The 17,212-nt window shown below is 39.7% G+C and carries 18 protein-coding genes and 1 pseudogene; 13 read left to right on the top strand and 6 right to left on the bottom strand.

From position 1 onward, the window contains the following. Window positions 1-144: 144 nt before the first annotated feature. On the bottom strand, window positions 145-567 hold the full coding sequence (locus tag AC5JMK_RS00505) for a KTSC domain-containing protein (protein WP_495909149.1): 423 nt from the start codon (window positions 565-567) through the stop codon (window positions 145-147). A 277-nt stretch (window positions 568-844) separates the two neighbouring features. Next, window positions 845-1,180 (bottom strand): DUF4870 domain-containing protein, encoded by a 336-nt coding sequence (locus tag AC5JMK_RS00510; RefSeq protein ID WP_096678466.1) that lies wholly within the window; start codon window positions 1,178-1,180, stop codon window positions 845-847. 236 nt (window positions 1,181-1,416) lie between these two features. On the opposite strand from AC5JMK_RS00510, the gene AC5JMK_RS00515 reads away from it, so the two are divergent. After that, a complete protein-coding gene (locus AC5JMK_RS00515) occupies window positions 1,417-1,890 on the top strand; it encodes a DNA phosphorothioation-associated protein 4 (RefSeq protein ID WP_096678464.1) in 474 nt (157 codons plus the stop codon). A gap of 174 nt (window positions 1,891-2,064) precedes the next feature. On the opposite strand, the gene AC5JMK_RS00520 is transcribed toward AC5JMK_RS00515, so the two are convergent. Further along, window positions 2,065-3,666: a DGQHR domain-containing protein gene (locus AC5JMK_RS00520; RefSeq protein WP_495909150.1), complete on the bottom strand. Its 1,602-nt coding sequence runs from the start codon at window positions 3,664-3,666 to the stop codon at window positions 2,065-2,067. Window positions 3,667-3,875: 209 nt separating this feature from the next. Here AC5JMK_RS00520 and dndC point away from each other — a divergent pair, with 209 nt between their 5' ends. From dndC to AC5JMK_RS00580, 12 genes are all read left to right on the top strand, one after another. Beyond that, on the top strand, window positions 3,876-5,540 hold the full coding sequence (dndC, locus tag AC5JMK_RS00525) for a DNA phosphorothioation system sulfurtransferase DndC (protein ID WP_096678460.1): 1,665 nt from the start codon (window positions 3,876-3,878) through the stop codon (window positions 5,538-5,540). A gap of 298 nt (window positions 5,541-5,838) precedes the next feature. Next, a complete protein-coding gene (gene dndD / locus AC5JMK_RS00530; protein ID WP_096678458.1) occupies window positions 5,839-7,821 on the top strand; it encodes a DNA sulfur modification protein DndD in 1,983 nt (660 codons plus the stop codon). A gap of 78 nt (window positions 7,822-7,899) precedes the next feature. Then, entirely contained in the window at window positions 7,900-8,367 is a 468-nt protein-coding gene (locus AC5JMK_RS00535) for a DUF29 domain-containing protein (protein WP_096678457.1), read from the top strand. 24 nt (window positions 8,368-8,391) lie between these two features. Then, window positions 8,392-8,646: a UPF0175 family protein gene (locus AC5JMK_RS00540; protein ID WP_096678455.1), complete on the top strand. Its 255-nt coding sequence runs from the start codon at window positions 8,392-8,394 to the stop codon at window positions 8,644-8,646. Continuing rightward, complete coding sequence (locus AC5JMK_RS00545; protein ID WP_017310448.1) at window positions 8,630-9,112, top strand: PIN domain-containing protein; 483 nt, start codon at window positions 8,630-8,632, stop codon at window positions 9,110-9,112. The genes AC5JMK_RS00540 and AC5JMK_RS00545 overlap by 17 nt, the downstream gene beginning before the upstream one ends. 111 nt (window positions 9,113-9,223) lie before the next feature. Next, complete coding sequence (dndE, locus tag AC5JMK_RS00550; protein ID WP_096678452.1) at window positions 9,224-9,610, top strand: DNA sulfur modification protein DndE; 387 nt, start codon at window positions 9,224-9,226, stop codon at window positions 9,608-9,610. 65 nt (window positions 9,611-9,675) lie between these two features. After that, a complete protein-coding gene (locus AC5JMK_RS00555; protein WP_495909151.1) occupies window positions 9,676-11,139 on the top strand; it encodes a DNA phosphorothioation-associated putative methyltransferase in 1,464 nt (487 codons plus the stop codon). A 306-nt stretch (window positions 11,140-11,445) separates the two neighbouring features. After that, a complete protein-coding gene (locus AC5JMK_RS00560) occupies window positions 11,446-12,744 on the top strand; it encodes an AmpG family muropeptide MFS transporter (protein WP_495909152.1) in 1,299 nt (432 codons plus the stop codon). Beyond that, on the top strand, window positions 12,729-13,199 hold the full coding sequence (locus tag AC5JMK_RS00565; protein ID WP_096678450.1) for an ABC transporter permease: 471 nt from the start codon (window positions 12,729-12,731) through the stop codon (window positions 13,197-13,199). Before AC5JMK_RS00560 ends, AC5JMK_RS00565 begins: the two co-directional genes overlap by 16 nt. A gap of 109 nt (window positions 13,200-13,308) precedes the next feature. Next, window positions 13,309-13,524, top strand: coding sequence for a DUF8624 family small hydrophobic protein (locus AC5JMK_RS00570; protein ID WP_096678448.1), 216 nt, complete (start codon window positions 13,309-13,311; stop codon window positions 13,522-13,524). A 25-nt stretch (window positions 13,525-13,549) separates the two neighbouring features. Then, window positions 13,550-14,062 (top strand): GNAT family N-acetyltransferase, encoded by a 513-nt coding sequence (locus tag AC5JMK_RS00575; RefSeq protein ID WP_096678446.1) that lies wholly within the window; start codon window positions 13,550-13,552, stop codon window positions 14,060-14,062. Window positions 14,063-14,139: 77 nt separating this feature from the next. Continuing rightward, window positions 14,140-14,898, top strand: a complete 759-nt coding sequence (locus AC5JMK_RS00580) for a HEAT repeat domain-containing protein (RefSeq protein WP_096678444.1) — start codon at window positions 14,140-14,142, stop codon at window positions 14,896-14,898. Window positions 14,899-14,971: 73 nt separating this feature from the next. Here the strand turns inward: AC5JMK_RS00580 and AC5JMK_RS00585 are convergent, their stop codons facing one another. The 3 genes and pseudogenes from AC5JMK_RS00585 to AC5JMK_RS00595 all read right to left on the bottom strand — a co-directional run. Then, on the bottom strand, window positions 14,972-16,300 hold the full coding sequence (locus AC5JMK_RS00585) for a PQQ-dependent sugar dehydrogenase (protein WP_096678442.1): 1,329 nt from the start codon (window positions 16,298-16,300) through the stop codon (window positions 14,972-14,974). Between the two features lie 170 nt (window positions 16,301-16,470). Then, the gene (locus tag AC5JMK_RS00590) at window positions 16,471-16,950 is read right to left on the bottom strand and encodes a hypothetical protein (protein ID WP_096678440.1); all 480 of its coding nucleotides are present in this window, start codon (window positions 16,948-16,950) and stop codon (window positions 16,471-16,473) included. Window positions 16,951-16,966: 16 nt separating this feature from the next. Further along, window positions 16,967-17,212: pseudogene (locus tag AC5JMK_RS00595) on the bottom strand (hypothetical protein); the annotation flags it as partial.

Here is a 17,212-nt window from a genome sequence, read left to right on the forward strand (position 1 = left end):
TACAAGGTAATGTCTCTGTTTTCCTTTCCTCAAATACTACTAGCTAGGCAGTTACGAAAATCTTCAAAAAGTAAAGGCTAATTACCAATAGCAATTCGCTATTAGCAATTAGCCAGAAGCACCAGGAACGTTTAAACGAGGTAATTACCAGCAAAAATTATCATTTACACGCTCATACTGATATTTACCTTTGACATTTTCATTGAAAAACTTACCAATAGAATCAGCTTGCTGTAAATCTTGCCAAGTATGTTGATCTATATCTGAATATTGATAAACTGCACCGTTGTGAAACTCAACTTGTAAAATATTTTTGTTGTCATCATAGCCGACAGCAGTCGCCATTGATGAATGAATTGGCAACATTGGGATTGATTGTTCATATAAAGGTAAATCTTTAGCTTCTGCAACAATCTCGTTTAAATGTTGCAGTCCCTCAAAAGCTTCGACGGGTGCAGGAATTTTTATAAACTCTAGCTCATGACCGAGATCGAGTAATAACTGTAAATGTCCTTGAGAATGAGCGATCGCTACTACATTGCTTAAATCAAGTTTCGATAGCTTCATCTATTATTTGCTCTCCTATTGGCAAAACAGTTTCTATTTCTGGTAGATTTTTACGCAAGACTGAATTTAATATAGTATTTTTGTACTATATTAATCATCACAAGTCAAGCCTTGCTAAAAAATTGTAGAGATGCGCCGGGGAGATGCAAGAATGCAGAGAGATTTTTTATAATGCGATCGCAACAATTAGGTAATAGCCAATTACTCATTACCCATTACTGACACAGGGAGATAGTATAAGTGTTCAAGTGAACATAGTATAAAAGGTCACTTGTTTTTAAACCAAACGAAAGATAAATGAGTAGCGGTAGGGTATATTGGGTTCACTGAGAACTCGAATAATAGCAATAATTGGCATAATCAAACTAATAATCCATAAACCAATCAGGAATGGAATACCAATGAGAACTATCGACAACAACCCAAAAACCAGTGCATAAATATAAAGGTTGATGTGGAAATTCAGGGATTCTTTAGCATTTTCCTTGACTATAGGATCATTGCTGAGATACAAGATTGCAATGGGTATGCCAATAGACACAATCAAAGAGCTAAAAAATATTGCTCCATGACTCAGTGCTGACAAAAGCTTGCGTCGTTCTAAGTCTTCCATAATACAGCCTCTGAGTTGGCGTAGTTCTGATTACTCTTCGATTCTAGTTGGTATCGTTATTATTCTGCCAAAAGAGGTTTTTGTTTGGTGTGCGATCGCATCAATGAAGTGTTTGTTCGTAGCAATAATTGACGCAAAGAAAACACAGAGAACAAACTCAGCAAACACTTTACGGTTTGTCGTTAGACATAGGTTTAAGCTTCGGTTAAAATTGCAACAATGTATACTTTAGAACGATGGCAGAAACAGGTAGAATCAGAGTTGCAAAAGATAAAGCTGAGTTGGTCAAGGCTTTAACATCAGCTGATGGTGGAACTGGGCCTTTTCAAACCTTTGCTGATGTAATAGTGTTTGCTGCTGCTTTAGGTGCGAAGCATAAAAAACGAGTCCCATTAGGAGAAATTTCTAAAAGAGAACCATCACCAATCAGGCTAGAATACTTTGCATCTGTGGGTAATGATTGGATAATCAAACTACTGGGAATTACCGAAACTCAAGATATCAAAATCCTCTCATTGGGCGAAGAAGAATATGAAACTAACCGCAACCACATTTTTGAAGAGTATGCTAATGGTGGATTAGAAATTTTGCAAGGTGAATTGCGAGGAGCAGTAGACTATACAGAACGTATTTTGTTAATTCTGACTCATACAAGAACTAATAAAGATAAACAAGAAGAGGAATTCGATTTAAGCAAATTCCTCTCTTAAAATAGTTGGTTTTAAAACTAATAAATTATATCCATCCTAGGTGATATTTGATTTTCTTAATCGATAATTCCTTTATGGTACAGAGCAAGTAGATTTATCTGTGGAGTCAATCCAAAATCCAAAATCCAAACTCAGTTGACTTTTAGAAAGTATTCAAACTATTACCGCAAAAATTCAAGAAATAATCTGTGGAAGTCCTACCTGTTTTGGTTCAACAAAATTACCATCAAAACCCATAGTTTTATTCTCAATTGTTCTAGCATCAGCCAAAGCTTTGCGAAGTTCAGCACGTTCCATCTGATCGTGAATACCACCCAGAATATAAATTAGTAACTTCGCTGCTAGATCCCTTCCAGCAACTTGCACACGCTTTTTATTTGGATCATACAAAACCCCATACCACAGAGATTGGGGAAACTCCATTCCACTAAAACCACCCTGCTGATCAAATTTCCGCAACTTCTTAACAAGATTCTCCAATTTGAAACCTTTGCGGAAAATCAAGATACCCAAAGCTTGTGCAACAGCTACTTGAGCAACAGGACGGAAAAGCATATTTCCTTCACCTCCGTCTTTTTCAAAGCTAAATTTTCGCAAAGCTGGTGTCTCCTCATCTTCTAAAAGCTTATAACTCGAAAGGCTTGCCAAAGCATCAAAAAGCTTGTGAAATTCTTGTATCCCCTCCTCAAGTTCCTGATTCTCTGGACGGTTAGGAATTAGACCTTTATCCAAAGGTTTCCAATGAGGAAATTTTTGCCCTAAATATCGCTCAGACATATCTGTGAGGGCTTGTAGGGTCGTCAAAACAGTTGATTTAGCTGCAACTGTAGCACTATTCCAATTAACACGAGGTTTTCTACCTTCACGCTGTTCCAAAAGCGGATGCACCACAGCTATTTTTCTCGCAACAATCGAAAAACCATCATCTTCATTCAACTGTGCTAATTGACCTTTTGTTAAAGGTGCAGCCATTAAATTTACATGCACAAAGATTGATCGCACTCGTCGTCTTGCTTGTTCGCGAGTTTCGCCTTTCTCAACTGCACAAATGAACTCAATCCCAATTTTTTCTTTGGGTAAGTTTTGCAGATAAGCTGGCTGAAGATGATACTGCTCAATTAAATCATCGATTGTAATGAAAGTGTCATCTGGGGTTTTTTCCTTCTTATAACGTTGGAGTTTGCCAGTTTTTAGCAATTCCATCAACCCCTGTACCCCCATGAGTCGGTGTTGACCATCTAATGCGTAGATTGTTACATCCTCTTCAGAAATATTAAGTAAACCAACTTTTCCTTCTTTGTCTAGAACTGTAAAATCTGTGGTAGATTGTATAGCCTGTCCTTGACTATCCCACTCAGCAGCTTTGGGGTCATCAACCCACCCTTGGTTAATTACTACCAATACAGGTGGAAACTTATGATTTTTGCGACCTGCTAAATATTGTGTTAAAGGTAGTTGACGTGACCAATCCAAAGGACGTTGCTGAATCTCGTCAATACTTTCTGCATCAATCTCAATATTATCTGTCTGAGGATTATATTTTTGCTGAAGCAAAGGTAAAGCAGAAGCAAAGCGAACCCGACCTGCAAACCATTCCAAAGTAACAGAACTGATATATGCTTCAGTACCACCCATCTCAGTTTTCTGAACTATAATGTGGTTTTTTTGATTCATGAACTTTTCTAGCAAAATAGCTAGTATCTGTTTATCTTTCTTTTCCCGTTCTAAATATTCACTTGCAATGTCAGCACTTGGGTTATTTGCGCTTTGATTCATGTTAATTTTTAAAGATTTGAAGTTGTGGTCAAAATATTGTTCTACAGAAATTAATTTTACTGATAAAGTTTTTAAAAACCTTAAAGATTTAGAATATTAGGGTGAATTTTACAGTACACATAGAAAGGGTGAGTAAAATATTGCACTATTTCCCCAAAAATGGAGGGAATTGAGCCATTTATCACCTGTTATTCCAGAGGAAGGGAGAAATGGTCATCGCAAAACAGCCAGAAAACAAAAGTCAGCAATCGCGTACTGTAGCAGAGTTAGTAGAAGAGATTCAACTTTTGACTACAGAAATACAAGATTTGTATTGTTTGGACGAAATACCTTGGGTTGTGGGTTATTCAGGTGGAAAAGATAGTTCTTGTGTACTACAGTTGGTATGGAATGCGATCGCACAACTCCCACCAGAAAAGCGAACTAAGACTATTCATGTGATTACAACAGATACGTTAGTAGAAAATCCCTATGTCTCTGTTTGGGTACGCAACTCTCTCAAGCAAATGAAATTGGCTGCTCAAGAGCAAAAGCTACCATTTGAACCACATCTACTACAACCAGAACCCAAAGAAACATTTTGGGTAGGTTTAATAGGTAAAGGTTATCCAGCACCAAAACCGAAATTCCGGTGGTGTACAGAACGTCTAAAAATTAATCCATCTAACCGCTTTATTCGTAATGTTATCCGTAGTTGTGGTGAAGCTATTCTTGTTTTAGGTACTCGCAAAGCGGAAAGCACAAAACGTGCTTATAGAATGAAACAGTGGGAAAGCAAACGGGTACGCGATCGCCTCAGTCCTAATATGAATTTGCCAAATTCCCTAGTTTACAGTCCTGTAGAAGATTGGCGAAATGATGAGGTTTGGCTTTATCTCATGCAATGGGAAAATCCTTGGGGATATAGCAACAAAGATTTATTCTCGATGTACAGAGGTGCTAGCGCTGATAATGAATGTCCTTTAGTTGTTGATACATCTACTCCTAGTTGTGGTAGTTCTCGTTTTGGCTGCTGGGTCTGTACGCTAGTAAGTGAAGATAAATCACTAACTGCAATGATTCAAAATGACGAAGAAAAAGAATGGTTACAACCTCTTCTTGATTTTCGTAAAGAATTAGATGCACCAATAAACCGCGAAAGACGAGATTTTCGGCGTAGAAATGGTGATGTGCAGCTTTATGAACGTAACCTCAATGAAGAAATTTCGGTAGAACCTATTCCAGGGCCATATATTAAAGAAGCACGAGAATATTGGCTTAGAAAACTTCTAACTATTCAACAACAACTTCGTCACACAGCACCAAAAAACATGCGCGATATTACATTAATAACCTCAGAAGAAATGAGCGAAATTCGCCGCATTTGGTTAGAAGAAAGACACGAATTTGATGATAGTTTACCCCGCATATATAAAGAAGTGACTGGTGAAGAATTTCAAGATCCGCGCCCTGGTGCTGACTATAGTCTCTTAGGTAGCGATGAATGGGCTGTGTTAGAAGAAATCTGTGCAGATGACGCTATGCATCTTGAACTAATGGCGAAGTTGTTAGATACAGAACGCCAATTTCGTAAGAGAGCGCGTCGCGTGGGAATATATGATGCGCTAGAAAAATGTTTTGAAACTAGTTCCCGTTCTCGCGAAGAAGCAATTGATATTGCTCACATGAAAAGGGATTTGAAAACAGCAATTACTCAAGGTGATGTGGAAAAAGTAAAGCAGCTAACTTTAGGAGATGTGACTACAACTGAAGAAATCACAAATGTAACAGATAAGTTAGCAGAAAATCCTATAGAAAACTCATCAACTACAAAATCAGTAGCTAAATCGAAAACTTGGGCAAATATGAAATACCAAAAAAAGGAAAGTGAATAGTGAACAGTTATCAGTTATCTGTTAAATTTATGGGTAATAATGAAGTGTTCATAACATAACACCTAAGATCCCCGACTTCTTTGAGGATACAGCTGGCGAATCAGGGGTATCACCCCTCATTGAACGATTTTTCGTTATCCCAACAGATGTAGAGACGTAGCATTGCTACGTCTCTACTCTACAAACAAATTTGTGGGTGAACGAGGGGTCAGACCCACCATTCGCCAGCTGTATCCTCAAAGAAATCGGGGATCTATCTAGTGCGTATTTGTATGAGAATTAAATATCAAACATTACTATGATTTTTCTCGAACTTATTCTGCAAAACTTTGGTCCCTACAATGGACGTCAGGTAATCAATTTGAATCCAAAGAATCATGATTACACTCGCCCAATTCTACTTTTGGGGGGAATGAATGGTGGTGGTAAAACAACACTCATGGATGCAATCCGCCTTGCACTTTATGGACATCGCGCTCAATGTTCTACTCGTGGAAATTTAAGTTATAGTGATTTTCTGACTCAATGTGTTAATAGTAAAGCCGAACCGAATGAAAAAACTCGTGTTGAGTTAGTATTTGAACATATTGAAAATGACAAACCCATTAAATATAGAATTGTCAGAACTTGGGAAAAAAATCCTAAAGAGGGTAAAGATAATTTAGGAATTTTGGGTGATGATGATACCTGGCCTGTTGAAGCTTTAGTTAATACTTGGGATGATTATATTGAAAATCTGTTACCTTTAGGAATTTCTAACTTATTTCTTTTTGATGGAGAACAGGTAAAAGAACTAGCAGAACAGGAAGTACCACCACCAATGGTCGTGGATGCAATTCGCACTCTTTTAGGGCTAGAGTTGGCGGAAAAATTAGCGGTAGATATAGAAATTTTAGTCAATCGCAAACGCAAGGAAATAGCCGAAAAACAAGACTTAGATAACTTAGAAGAAATTGAACAAAATCTCAAAGGGCTACAGGAAGAATTTAATCATCAACAGCAAAATTTAACTTCCCTACAAGCAGAATTAAAGTTATCAGAACAAGAAGAACAAGAAGCTGTTGATAAATTCCTTTCGGAAGGCGGGAAAATAGCCGCAGAACGTAGTCATTTGGAACAACAAAAAAAAGAAGTAACTACCGAAGCAGAAGCAATTCGTCAGACAATGTGTGAATCTGCTGGTGATGTTTTACCCTTAGCATTAATTCAACCGTTACTTACCCAAGTGCAAGCACAAGGAGAAAAAGAATTTCGCGCTCGACAAGCGCAAATAGCACAAGATATTTTACTTGAAAGAGATAAAGATTTAATTGATTTAATTAGTAAGTTAGAAATCGAAAATCAAAAACTTGCAAAAATAAAATCCTTTTTGGAAGAAGATGAAAATAGACGAAATACTAATTTACTAAAAGAAAAATCTTGGTTATTAGTAGATGATGAAGCTTTAAGTCAACTAGGTAATGTAATTTATTACTTACACAATGCGAAAAACTCTGTAAAACAGCAATTATTAAATCTGAAAAATCAAGAAGAAGAAATAATTAATCTTGAGAGACAAATGCAAACAGCAGCATCTCCAGAAGAGTACGATCAACTGCGTGATGTGATGCGAAAAGCCCAACAAAAAGTTGCTGAAGCTAAAGCTAGTTGCGAAACTGTACGCCGTCATTTGGTTGAATTAGAAACAAGTATTGAGAAGTGTAAAAAGGATTTAAAAGAATATACCGAACAAACGATTGATCGTAAAAATAGAGAACATGTTATTACTGCTTCAGCGAGAGTTCAAGAAACCCTCAAGCTGTTCCGCGAAAGGTTGACTTTGAGAAAATTAAATAAATTAGAAAATGAAATTACTGAGTGCTTTCGCTATCTGTTGCACAAATCAGACTTAGTGCATCGCATCGTCATTGATAGCAATACTTTTAGCCTATCTCTATTTGATTTGCAGTCGCAATCAGTACCCAAGCATCGCCTTTCCGCTGGAGAAAAACAACTTTTAGCGATCGCCTTCCTCTGGGGATTGGCACGAGTCTCCGGGCTGCGTCTACCAGTAGCGATTGATACACCACTTGGTAGGCTAGATTCATCGCACCGCACTAACTTAGTCGAACGTTACTTTCCTTCGGCTTCTCATCAAGTAATTTTACTTTCCACCGATACCGAAATTGGAGAAAAAGAAGTTAAAACCTTGCGCGAAAACGAAGCGATCGCCCGCGAATATCTCCTCAAATACGACTCGTCTACCCGCCAAACAAGTATACAACCGGGTTATTTTTGGTAATCTCAACCTGTACTAATATTGGACTGAGGGACTAAAACTCATAGGAAATCAAAGCTGTTAAAAAATTTCGTACTCAAAATGCATACATCTTTTCTCTATGAAACCGATTTCTATGCTTGGACTCAAGAGCAGGTCAGTTTGCTTAAAGCTCAAAAGTGGGATGAAGTAGATACAGGTAATCTGATTGAGGAAATTGAGAGTTTGGGTAGGAAAGAACGCCAAGAGTTACGGAATCGTTTAGGAGTATTATTAGGTCATTTATTGAAATGGCAGTTTCAATCTGAAAAACGTAGCAGTAGTTGGCTAGGTACAATTCGAGAACAACGTGTCCAAATCAAATTGCTTTTAGAAGATAGCCCAAGTTTAAAGCCTTATCTCAATGAAATTTTTCTGGCTGCTTATGAACTCGGTTTAGCTTTAGCAATTCGAGAAACTCAATTAGGCGAACAAATTTTTCCAGAAAAATGCCCTTATACTCCAGAACAAGTGACAAACCCTGACTTCTTTCCGTCCGAGACTGATACAGAGGATGATAGTAATAGATGAATACTCAACCAACCTTAAAAGAAGATGGGACTACAGATTTCAATTTCTGATTCTATTTTGCAAGCCATTCGTTTGCCTGAACAGCGTATTGAGCAGGAATTGCTACAAGAATTAGCAATTGCTCTCTATACACAAGATTTCCTATCCTTTGGTAAAGCAAGAGAACTGGCTCAAATGGATAAATATGAATTTGGACAACTACTCGGTCGGCGCAAAGTTGTGCGACACTACGGTTCTGAAGAATTAGATGATGATTTGACTTATGCTCATAGTGAGTAACACATCACCGATTTTGAACTTGGCTATTGTGGATCAACTTCTCCTTCTGTATCAGCAATTTGGTGAGGTTCTGATTCCAAGTGCTGTACTTGATGAGTTGAAAATTGGTGAAGAGCGACCCGGTTCTCAGACGATTCGTGAAGCAATTTCAGCCGGATGGATTCAGATTCGAGAGGTAACGAATGAGCCACTTACACAGCTATTGAAACAAACTTTGGACAAAGGAGAAGCTGAAGCGATCGCTCTTGCTATTGAACTTAAAGCAGATTGGATACTGCTAGATGAACGTGAGGGTAGGAAAGTTGCTCAATCTCTGGGATTGAAAGTAACAGGTATTTTGGGAATTATACTACGTGCTAAACAAGTAGGTGAACTTGAATCGTTGCAACCTGTGATTGATAATCTGATAAGCAAAGCAGGATTTCGGATTGCACCAGAATTGTTGGCACAAATTCTGAAGCAGTAGAACACACTGAGTCTCTTGATAAACCTGCTTAGAGGATATCTGAAAAGTCAATAACTAATATAATTACCTACTAAACAAGCAAAATCGCTCTGTGCGAATCAATCAAAATATATGGAAACTCCTATAGAACGCATCAAATTATCTCAAACAGCTAAAGAACAACTGACAAAACTCAAACGCAATACCAAAATCGACCAATGGAATATTCTGTGTCGTTGGGCGTTTTGTCGTTCCCTTGCTGAACCCACAGCACCTTCTCCAGTCCCAATTCCTCATGATAGTAACGTCGAGATGACTTGGCGCGTTTTTGGGGGCGAAATGTCTGATATTCTGCTAATGGCATTAAAACAACGCTGTTACAACGACGGTTGCGGTACAGACAAAGAAACCTTAGCTACCCAATTTCGCCTGCATTTGCATCGTGGTATTGGATATTTAGCTGGTGATCCAAATATCAAGAAAATTGAAGATTTGATTGAATTAGCGACCAAGAATTGAAATTATGGTTAGTGGTTAATACAAACACTACTAACTACCAACTACTAACAAATTTAATTGTTTTAATGTCCGAGAGCTACATCGAAATTGAACGCCATCGGGCTGCGATCTTCCGCATTGATTTGTCTCGCCCTGTAAAATTGGCAATCGAGTGGTCAATTCTAAACAAAGAGACTACGTTTTTTGACTATGGTTGTGGATATGGTGGTGATGTCGATCGCATTGCCAATTTAGGTTACACAAGTTCTGGCTGGGACCCTTATTATTTTCCTAGTCGCGATCGCATTTCTGCTGATGTGGTCAATTTGGGCTACATCTTGAATGTAATTGAAGATACAGAAGAACGTCGTCAAGCCCTTGTGGCAGCTTGGTCACTTGCTCGCAAAGTATTAATTGTTGCTGCCCAAGTTCTAGTTAATGCTGCAAGCCGCAATCTCATACCTTATGGCGACGGTGTTGTCACCCGCCATAACACGTTTCAGAAATATTACCAACAAGAAGAACTTAAAAAATACATTGATGAAACACTAAATGTCGATGCTGTACCTGTAGCGCTGGGTGTCTACTTTGTGTTTCGAGATGAAGCTGAAAAGGAAGAATACAAAGCCTTACGCTTCTTCTCTAAGAACTCTACGCCTAGAGTCCGCATTCCAGTCAAACGGTTTGAAGATTACCAAGATGTGCTTAAGCCGTTAATGGATTTTCATGCTAAACGCGGGAGACTACCAGTCAAGGGCGAATTGGAGAATGAACAGGAATTATTAAAGGAATTTGGTAACTTCCGCCGAGCTTTTGCTGTGGTTTTGCAAGCCACCGACGAAGCCGAATGGGATGCGATCGCCTACCGTCGTTCTCTTGATATTCAAGTTTATCTCGCTTTGACCCATTTTGAAACTCGCCCTTCATGGTACAAGCTATCACCAGAAATGCGCCACGACATCAAAGCCTTTTTTGGTTCCTATGAGGAAGCTTGCGAAGTTGCTGATGCGAAGCTGTTTAGCTTAGGGAAATCGGGGGTAGTAAAGACTGCTTGCGAAAAAAGTAAAATCGGGAAACACACACGTAGCGCTTTATACGTTCACGTTTCTGCTCTGTGTGAACTTGATGCTTTGCTACGAATATACGAAGGCTGCGCTAGTCGAACTATCGGACGTGTTGATGATGCCACACTAATTAAATTTGATACCGAGAAATCACAAATTTCTTATCTACTTTATCCAGATTTTGATACTGATCCTCATCCGGCTTTAAAAGCAAGTATAATTATTGACTTAAAAACTTTATACATAACTCACCGAGACTATGCTAGCAGAGCAAATCCACCCATACTCCACCGTAAAGAAACATTTGTGACTCCTGATTATCATTTATACAACGAATTTTCTCAACTCACTCAAAAAGAAGTTGAATTAGGATTACTCAAACACAAAAGTGATATCGGTACTCGTGAAGGTTGGACAAAATGCCTTGTTGAACATGGGGTAGAAATTAGAGGACATCAGGTTTATGAATTAGGGATTAGGGATTAGGGATTAGGGATTGGGGATTGGGGATTGGGGATTGGGGATTGGGGAGTAAGATATGGTACAATTCCCCGGATTCATATGTTGAATCGATCCACAATCTAAAATCTAAAATCCACAATCCAAAATCGTATGGGCCAAATTGGCACTAAATTACACACTGGTTATGGCAATATATTTTAATTCCTGATCCGGAAAAACACAGATATCCGCAAGTCATAGCTAACAATAAAGAAATACAAAATTTCATCCTTAAATTCTCGTTCTCAAAAGTAAATTAAATTCTCATTCCTGATAAACGTATAAAATACTGTGCAACAAATTCAATCTCTGCTTAAGGTATTTGAAAGCCGCAAGATGGCGGCTTTATTATTGCTAGGTTTTGCATCAGGTTTGCCCCTATTATTAATTGGGAATAACCTCAAAGCCTGGATGACTCAAGAAAAGGTGGATTTGGCGGCGATTGGCTGGTTAAGCCTTGCTGCATTACCTTATTCATTAAAGTTTCTTTGGTCTCCGTTTCTAGATCGGTTTACACCGCCATTTTTGGGACGACGGCGGGGTTGGTTGATTGTGACGCAGATCGCTTTGATCGTCGCGATCGCCTTTATGGCTTTTCAACAACCCAAACAAGCGTTACAGCTTTTAGGTATCAATGCCATAATTATTGCTTTTTTAAGTGCGACTCAAGATATTGCTGCTGATGCTTACCGCACCGATGTTTTAACAGAATTAGAAATGGGCGCTGGAGCAGCAATTTTTATTTTAGGTTATCGAATTGCGCTATTAGTTGCTGGTTCTTTAGGATTAATATTAGCTGATCGGATGCCTTGGTCTTCGGTATATTTGTTTATGGCAGGAATGATGGTAATTGGGATTTTTGGTGTTTTACTCGCACCAGAACCACGACAAATTAGCCCTCCCGCTTCTTTAGCTGAAGCTGTTATCTTTCCATTTGGAGAGTTTTTCCAGCGCCAAGGAGTTGTCCAAGCCTTATTAATTCTGGTGTTTATCACCTTATATAAATTAGGTGATGCTTTACTGAGTAACATGGCAACACCCTTTTTACTCACCATTGGTTTCACTAAAACCGATATTGGGACAATACAAGTAGGAATGGGATTAATTGCTACTATTGTTGGCGCTCTTGTCGGTGGTCTAGTTTTAAGCAGAATAGGTATCAATCGTTCACTGTGGATTTTTGGCGTGTTGCAAGCTCTAAGTAACCTTGCTTACTTTATACTTGCCCAACCGGAATTTACTCAAAATTACCAATTATTGGTAGTGACTATTAACATCGAAAACTTTTGTGGTGGATTGGGAACAGCTGCCTTTGTTGCCTTTTTGATGAGTCTTTGTAACCAGAGATTTTCCGCCACCCAGTATGCATTGCTTTCCAGTTTAATGGCCGTCAGCCGCGATATTTTGGCTGCTCCATCTGGAGCGATCGCCAAAAGCACAGGTTGGTCTACATTTTTCTTAATTACTATTATTGCCGCCGTGCCAGGGTTACTGCTACTGCCTGTTTTCGCTCCTTGGAACCCTCAACCTATAGCAATGCCAAGACCAGGATTAGATGATGAGGAAGAAGATATATGGGGCAAAAACTAATAATTATTGTTGCCACAACAATCCTGTTGTTTACAGGACTGTTACTTGGCTACGTGCTTTCACAGTTAGTTTTAGGATTTCTTACACTTAACCTCCTAACTTTTCTGGGAACATTCAGTCTCATTTTGATTTTTGGCACACTTTATTATGTTTTATTTTGGGAATTGCGTAAGCAGTCTAACCGAACTAAAGCTAGCAACTCACAGCCTGCAACTCAGCCATTAACAAACTCACCAACCGAACCATTAACACACTCACCAACCGAACCAACACTCAGACCTTCCAGCCCACGTGGAGCTGATAACCGTCTGAAAAATAAGCTAATTGCCATGGTAGCTGGCGACACCGCCGCCGCAGAACGCCTTGTTGAACAAGCAAGACAAGACTATCCAGGAATGCCAGAAAGCTGGTACTGGGAAAGAGCGATCGCGGACTTAGAACGCGATCGCAGGTGAAATCAGTTATCAGTTATCAACTAGTAACTGATAACTGAATCCTCTTGAACATCGCTAAAATAAATCATGTTAACTTCATAAATCTTCAGTTAAGTCTCATATCTCAAAAATGGCTATATTTCGTCAATACATAGCTCCCTTACTCGTAGTGTTGATATTTTTATTTGCGCTAGTAGCAGTCAGTGCTCGTATATTCTTACCTGGGGATATGGCAGCACCCGCACCTGTTGAGGAGAATGGGAGCATAGGGAGAGTCACAGACGCACAAAAATTAAGCGTGTCTTTTTTATTCTCCATGTCGTCTTCAGCTCCGGTATTATTTTAGTGAGCAAAAACTTGCATTTTGATTTGTGGAACTGCTACCAGGTTACTATATTCGTCATGGCTCCAGTTTAGATCGGGCATTGCTGGTAAAGTTCATGCAATTGACTTACCAAGAAATGTTTTCTGCTATGGATTTTTCCCATCTTGCACAAACAGTACAACAATACTTTTCTAGCCAAACACCTTTGTGGTGGGTGGATTTTTTAGGAATGGAAAAAGACACGGGGATACTGGGACACGGGGATATATCAACATTTCCTCACTCCCCCCGATCCTCTGTAGCCTGTCTGTGGATAGGAAATGCGATTGACCAAATTACAGGCGATCGCCATGCTCATATTTTTTTACTCTACGTCGTATCAGAACATCGGCGACGAGGAATTGCAACAGCTTTGATGCAGTATGCAGAAGACTGGGCAAAGAAAAGAGGTGATCAGCAAATCGGGTTGCAGGTGTTTCAATCTAACCAAGCTGCATTAAATCTTTATAATCACTTGGGTTACGAAACTCAATCTTTGTGGCTGAAGAAACCTTTATAACTTTAATTTTTTTGCACTTTCAATTTTAAATATTGAATTAATTGGTAAGTGGTAGTAGGGAATGGTACTTTTTATTTATGTATGACGAAGACGACCTCAGCCTACTTGATGTAGAAGTGGAGCTAGAAAGTCCTCTAGATAAAATGGAACCACTGACCGCAGAGTCAGAAGTGCCAAAACCCGATCCAGAGGAAATGCTACCACTATTAGAGCATCCCCAACCCCAGCAAAGAATGCTGGCAGCACGTGCTTTTTGTGACGTCGAAGATGCACGAGCAATTCCTCATTTGATTAGTTTGCTAACTGATACTTGCCCTCTAGTACGGGTAAGTGCAGCTTATGGACTCGGACGTAACCCCAGCCCCGACGCTGTAAAACCATTGATTACTCTATTGGAGCGAGATTGGAATGGGTACGTACGCAAAGGTGTGGTTTGGGCCTTGGGTAATTGCCGCGATCGCCGTTGTTTAGCACCTCTAGCCGATACCCTGAAAACAGATATTTCCGCAGTCCGATTGTGGGCTGCAAGTTCCCTAGCACAGATGGCGCAAATTGGTTATGAAACTGTGGTTGGAGCCATACCACCATTAATCGAAGCTTTGGTACAAGATCCTGTAGCACCAGTGCGGAGTAACAGCGCCTGGGCGATCGGACAATTATGTCGCGAACTACCTTCTAATATTGTTTATGCCACTGCCATTGATGCTTTAATTCAAGCTTTTGCCGAAGATAAAGATTTAGGAGTCCGGGAAGACACCAAAGCTGCACTTTTGGGAGTAGGCGATCCGCGAGGATTACAGTTGATTGAAACCCTAGAACAGGAAGGGTGGTTTTAATCAGTTAACAGTTAACAGTGACCAGTTTAATTTGACGACTGATAACTGATAACTGATAACTGATAACTGATCCCTAACCACTGTACTGAATTCGATAAATTCGGTTGTTGGCTTCTTCTGTAAAAATTAGGCTACCGTCGGGTAAAGTTAGTAAACCGACGGGACGCCCCCAAGTTGTGGGGATGCTGGGATTTAGTAGAAATCCGGCGAGGAAGTCTTCATAGTATCCTTGCGGGCGTCCTTCTGCATCAAAAGGAACAAAAACAACTTTATAACCAGTACCGCGATCGCGATTCCAAGAACCACGAAAAGCAACAAAAGCACCATTGCGGTATTTTGCCGGGAAAGTCTGCCCGTTGTAAAATTGCAACCCTAAAGCCGCAGAATGGGCTTGAAACAAGACATCCGGTGTAGTGGTAGTCTTTACTAAATCCGGGCGTTTACTTTTACCATTATTTGCTTGACGTGGATCAATATTGTTGGGCGCTAGGTATGCATAAGGCCAGCCGTAGAATTGACCCTGTTGCAGGCGTGTCAAGTAATCTGGTACTAAGTCATCACCGATACCATCTCGTTCGTTAACAGTTGTGTAAAGTTGCTTAGTTACTGGGTGAAAATCTAAACCAACTGGGTTACGCAAACCAGAGGCAAAAGTCTGTTGATTGGAACCATCCAAGTTCATCACCTGCACAGAGGCCCGTGGTAAAGGTTCCTCATCTACGTTTGTACCGGAACCAACAGAGACATATATTTTATTACCATCAGGCGAGACTATGACGTTGCGTGTCCAGTGCTGATTATAGCCATTAGCAGGAATGTCAGCTATTTTTTGACCGTTACCACTAAGTTCTTGCTGACCTTGACTATAAGGAAAGCGTAGCACTGCATCGGTGTTACCTAAAAAGAAAGAATTGGCTGCAAAAGTCATACCAAAAGGACGATTTAACCCGTTTTTAGCAGTTGCAAAAGTCTTTTTCACATCAGCCACACCATCACCGTTGGTGTCACGCAGCAAGCGAATGCGGTTTTGTCTGGTTTCAGTCACCAACACATCACCATTGGGGGTTAACGCTAACCAACGGGGTGCATCTAAATCTTGTGCAAAAACATTGACTGTAAACCCAGGTGGAACCCGCAGTGTTGGGTTAGCAGGAATTGAGACAACTTGAGGTGATTTTGAAGCGCTTTTAGTCGCGAAGGGTTTTGGTAAATTTTTAAGATTAATACGGATGCGTTGAGGTGAGAGTGATTTGGTGGGGATAACATTTTGAGACTGTGGAGAATTTTGTGCTACTGGTGTGGAAGTATCTACAGAAGCACGAGTATTTTGATCGCACGCTACTGCTGTAGTTAGTAGTGAAACTAGCAGTAGGAAGCTCTTAGAAGAATTAATTACAGTCATTCCAAATTTCAACCCAGCCCAACATTTATTAAATGTATACTCACGACCAAAGTACTGTCTCCAGTCTGCAAGTAGATTTTAGGGAAGTTCAATAAACATGGGAATAGACTCGTTGACGCGGTGAGTTGGAGACGCGGAGAGATTCTTAATTGCATCCCCCCTTGTACTCCCTATTCAGCCTGACTACAATATTTATTCACTTGTCCCGCAAGCACATCTGATTGTTTTCCAGCAAATTCGGCTGCTTTGAGGGCGTTGTCAATTTCACTTCTGGATGTTTGTATTTGTTGTCTACCAGATGTTGAAGCTTTTGCTAGCTTTGCAGTATTAAGCGCTTTACCTGCTTTGTTGATATTTTGACTGAGTGTTGTAAATACTTTGACAAACCGAGTCTGGTATTCTTTTAGCTTGGGATCTTTTAAGTTTAGTCGCTCAATTTTTTTGGTTTCTGCTTCCAAATCCTTAGCCAGTTTCAAGCTTGTGACAACCTGAGTACCTTTATTAATTTCTAATAAAGAATTTCCCTCGTTCACGGTCTTAATTAGTCGCTGACATTGAGAGGCTTTGCTATCGTTGCAACCGACTAGCAATAAAGTCAGGCTTACAGTTATAGGAACAATAATATGATTTTTACGACACCCGACAGACATTTACACCCGACCAAATTTAATATATGAAATCCAAATAATCGTAACCAATAGTAACCACAGATTCAGTGATTTGGGTTAGAGTTCCGATAATTGGGGAATAGGAAAACAATTTGAAATGAGAAATTTCGGGTTTGAAGTGAGAAGTTTCGGGTTTGAAATGAGAAATTTCGGGTTTGAAGTGAGAAGTTTCGGGTTTGAAGTGAGAAGTTTCGGGTTTGAAGTGAGAAATTTCGGGTTTGAAGTGAGAAATTTCGGGTTTGAA

The organism is Pelatocladus sp. (genome assembly GCF_059505505.1).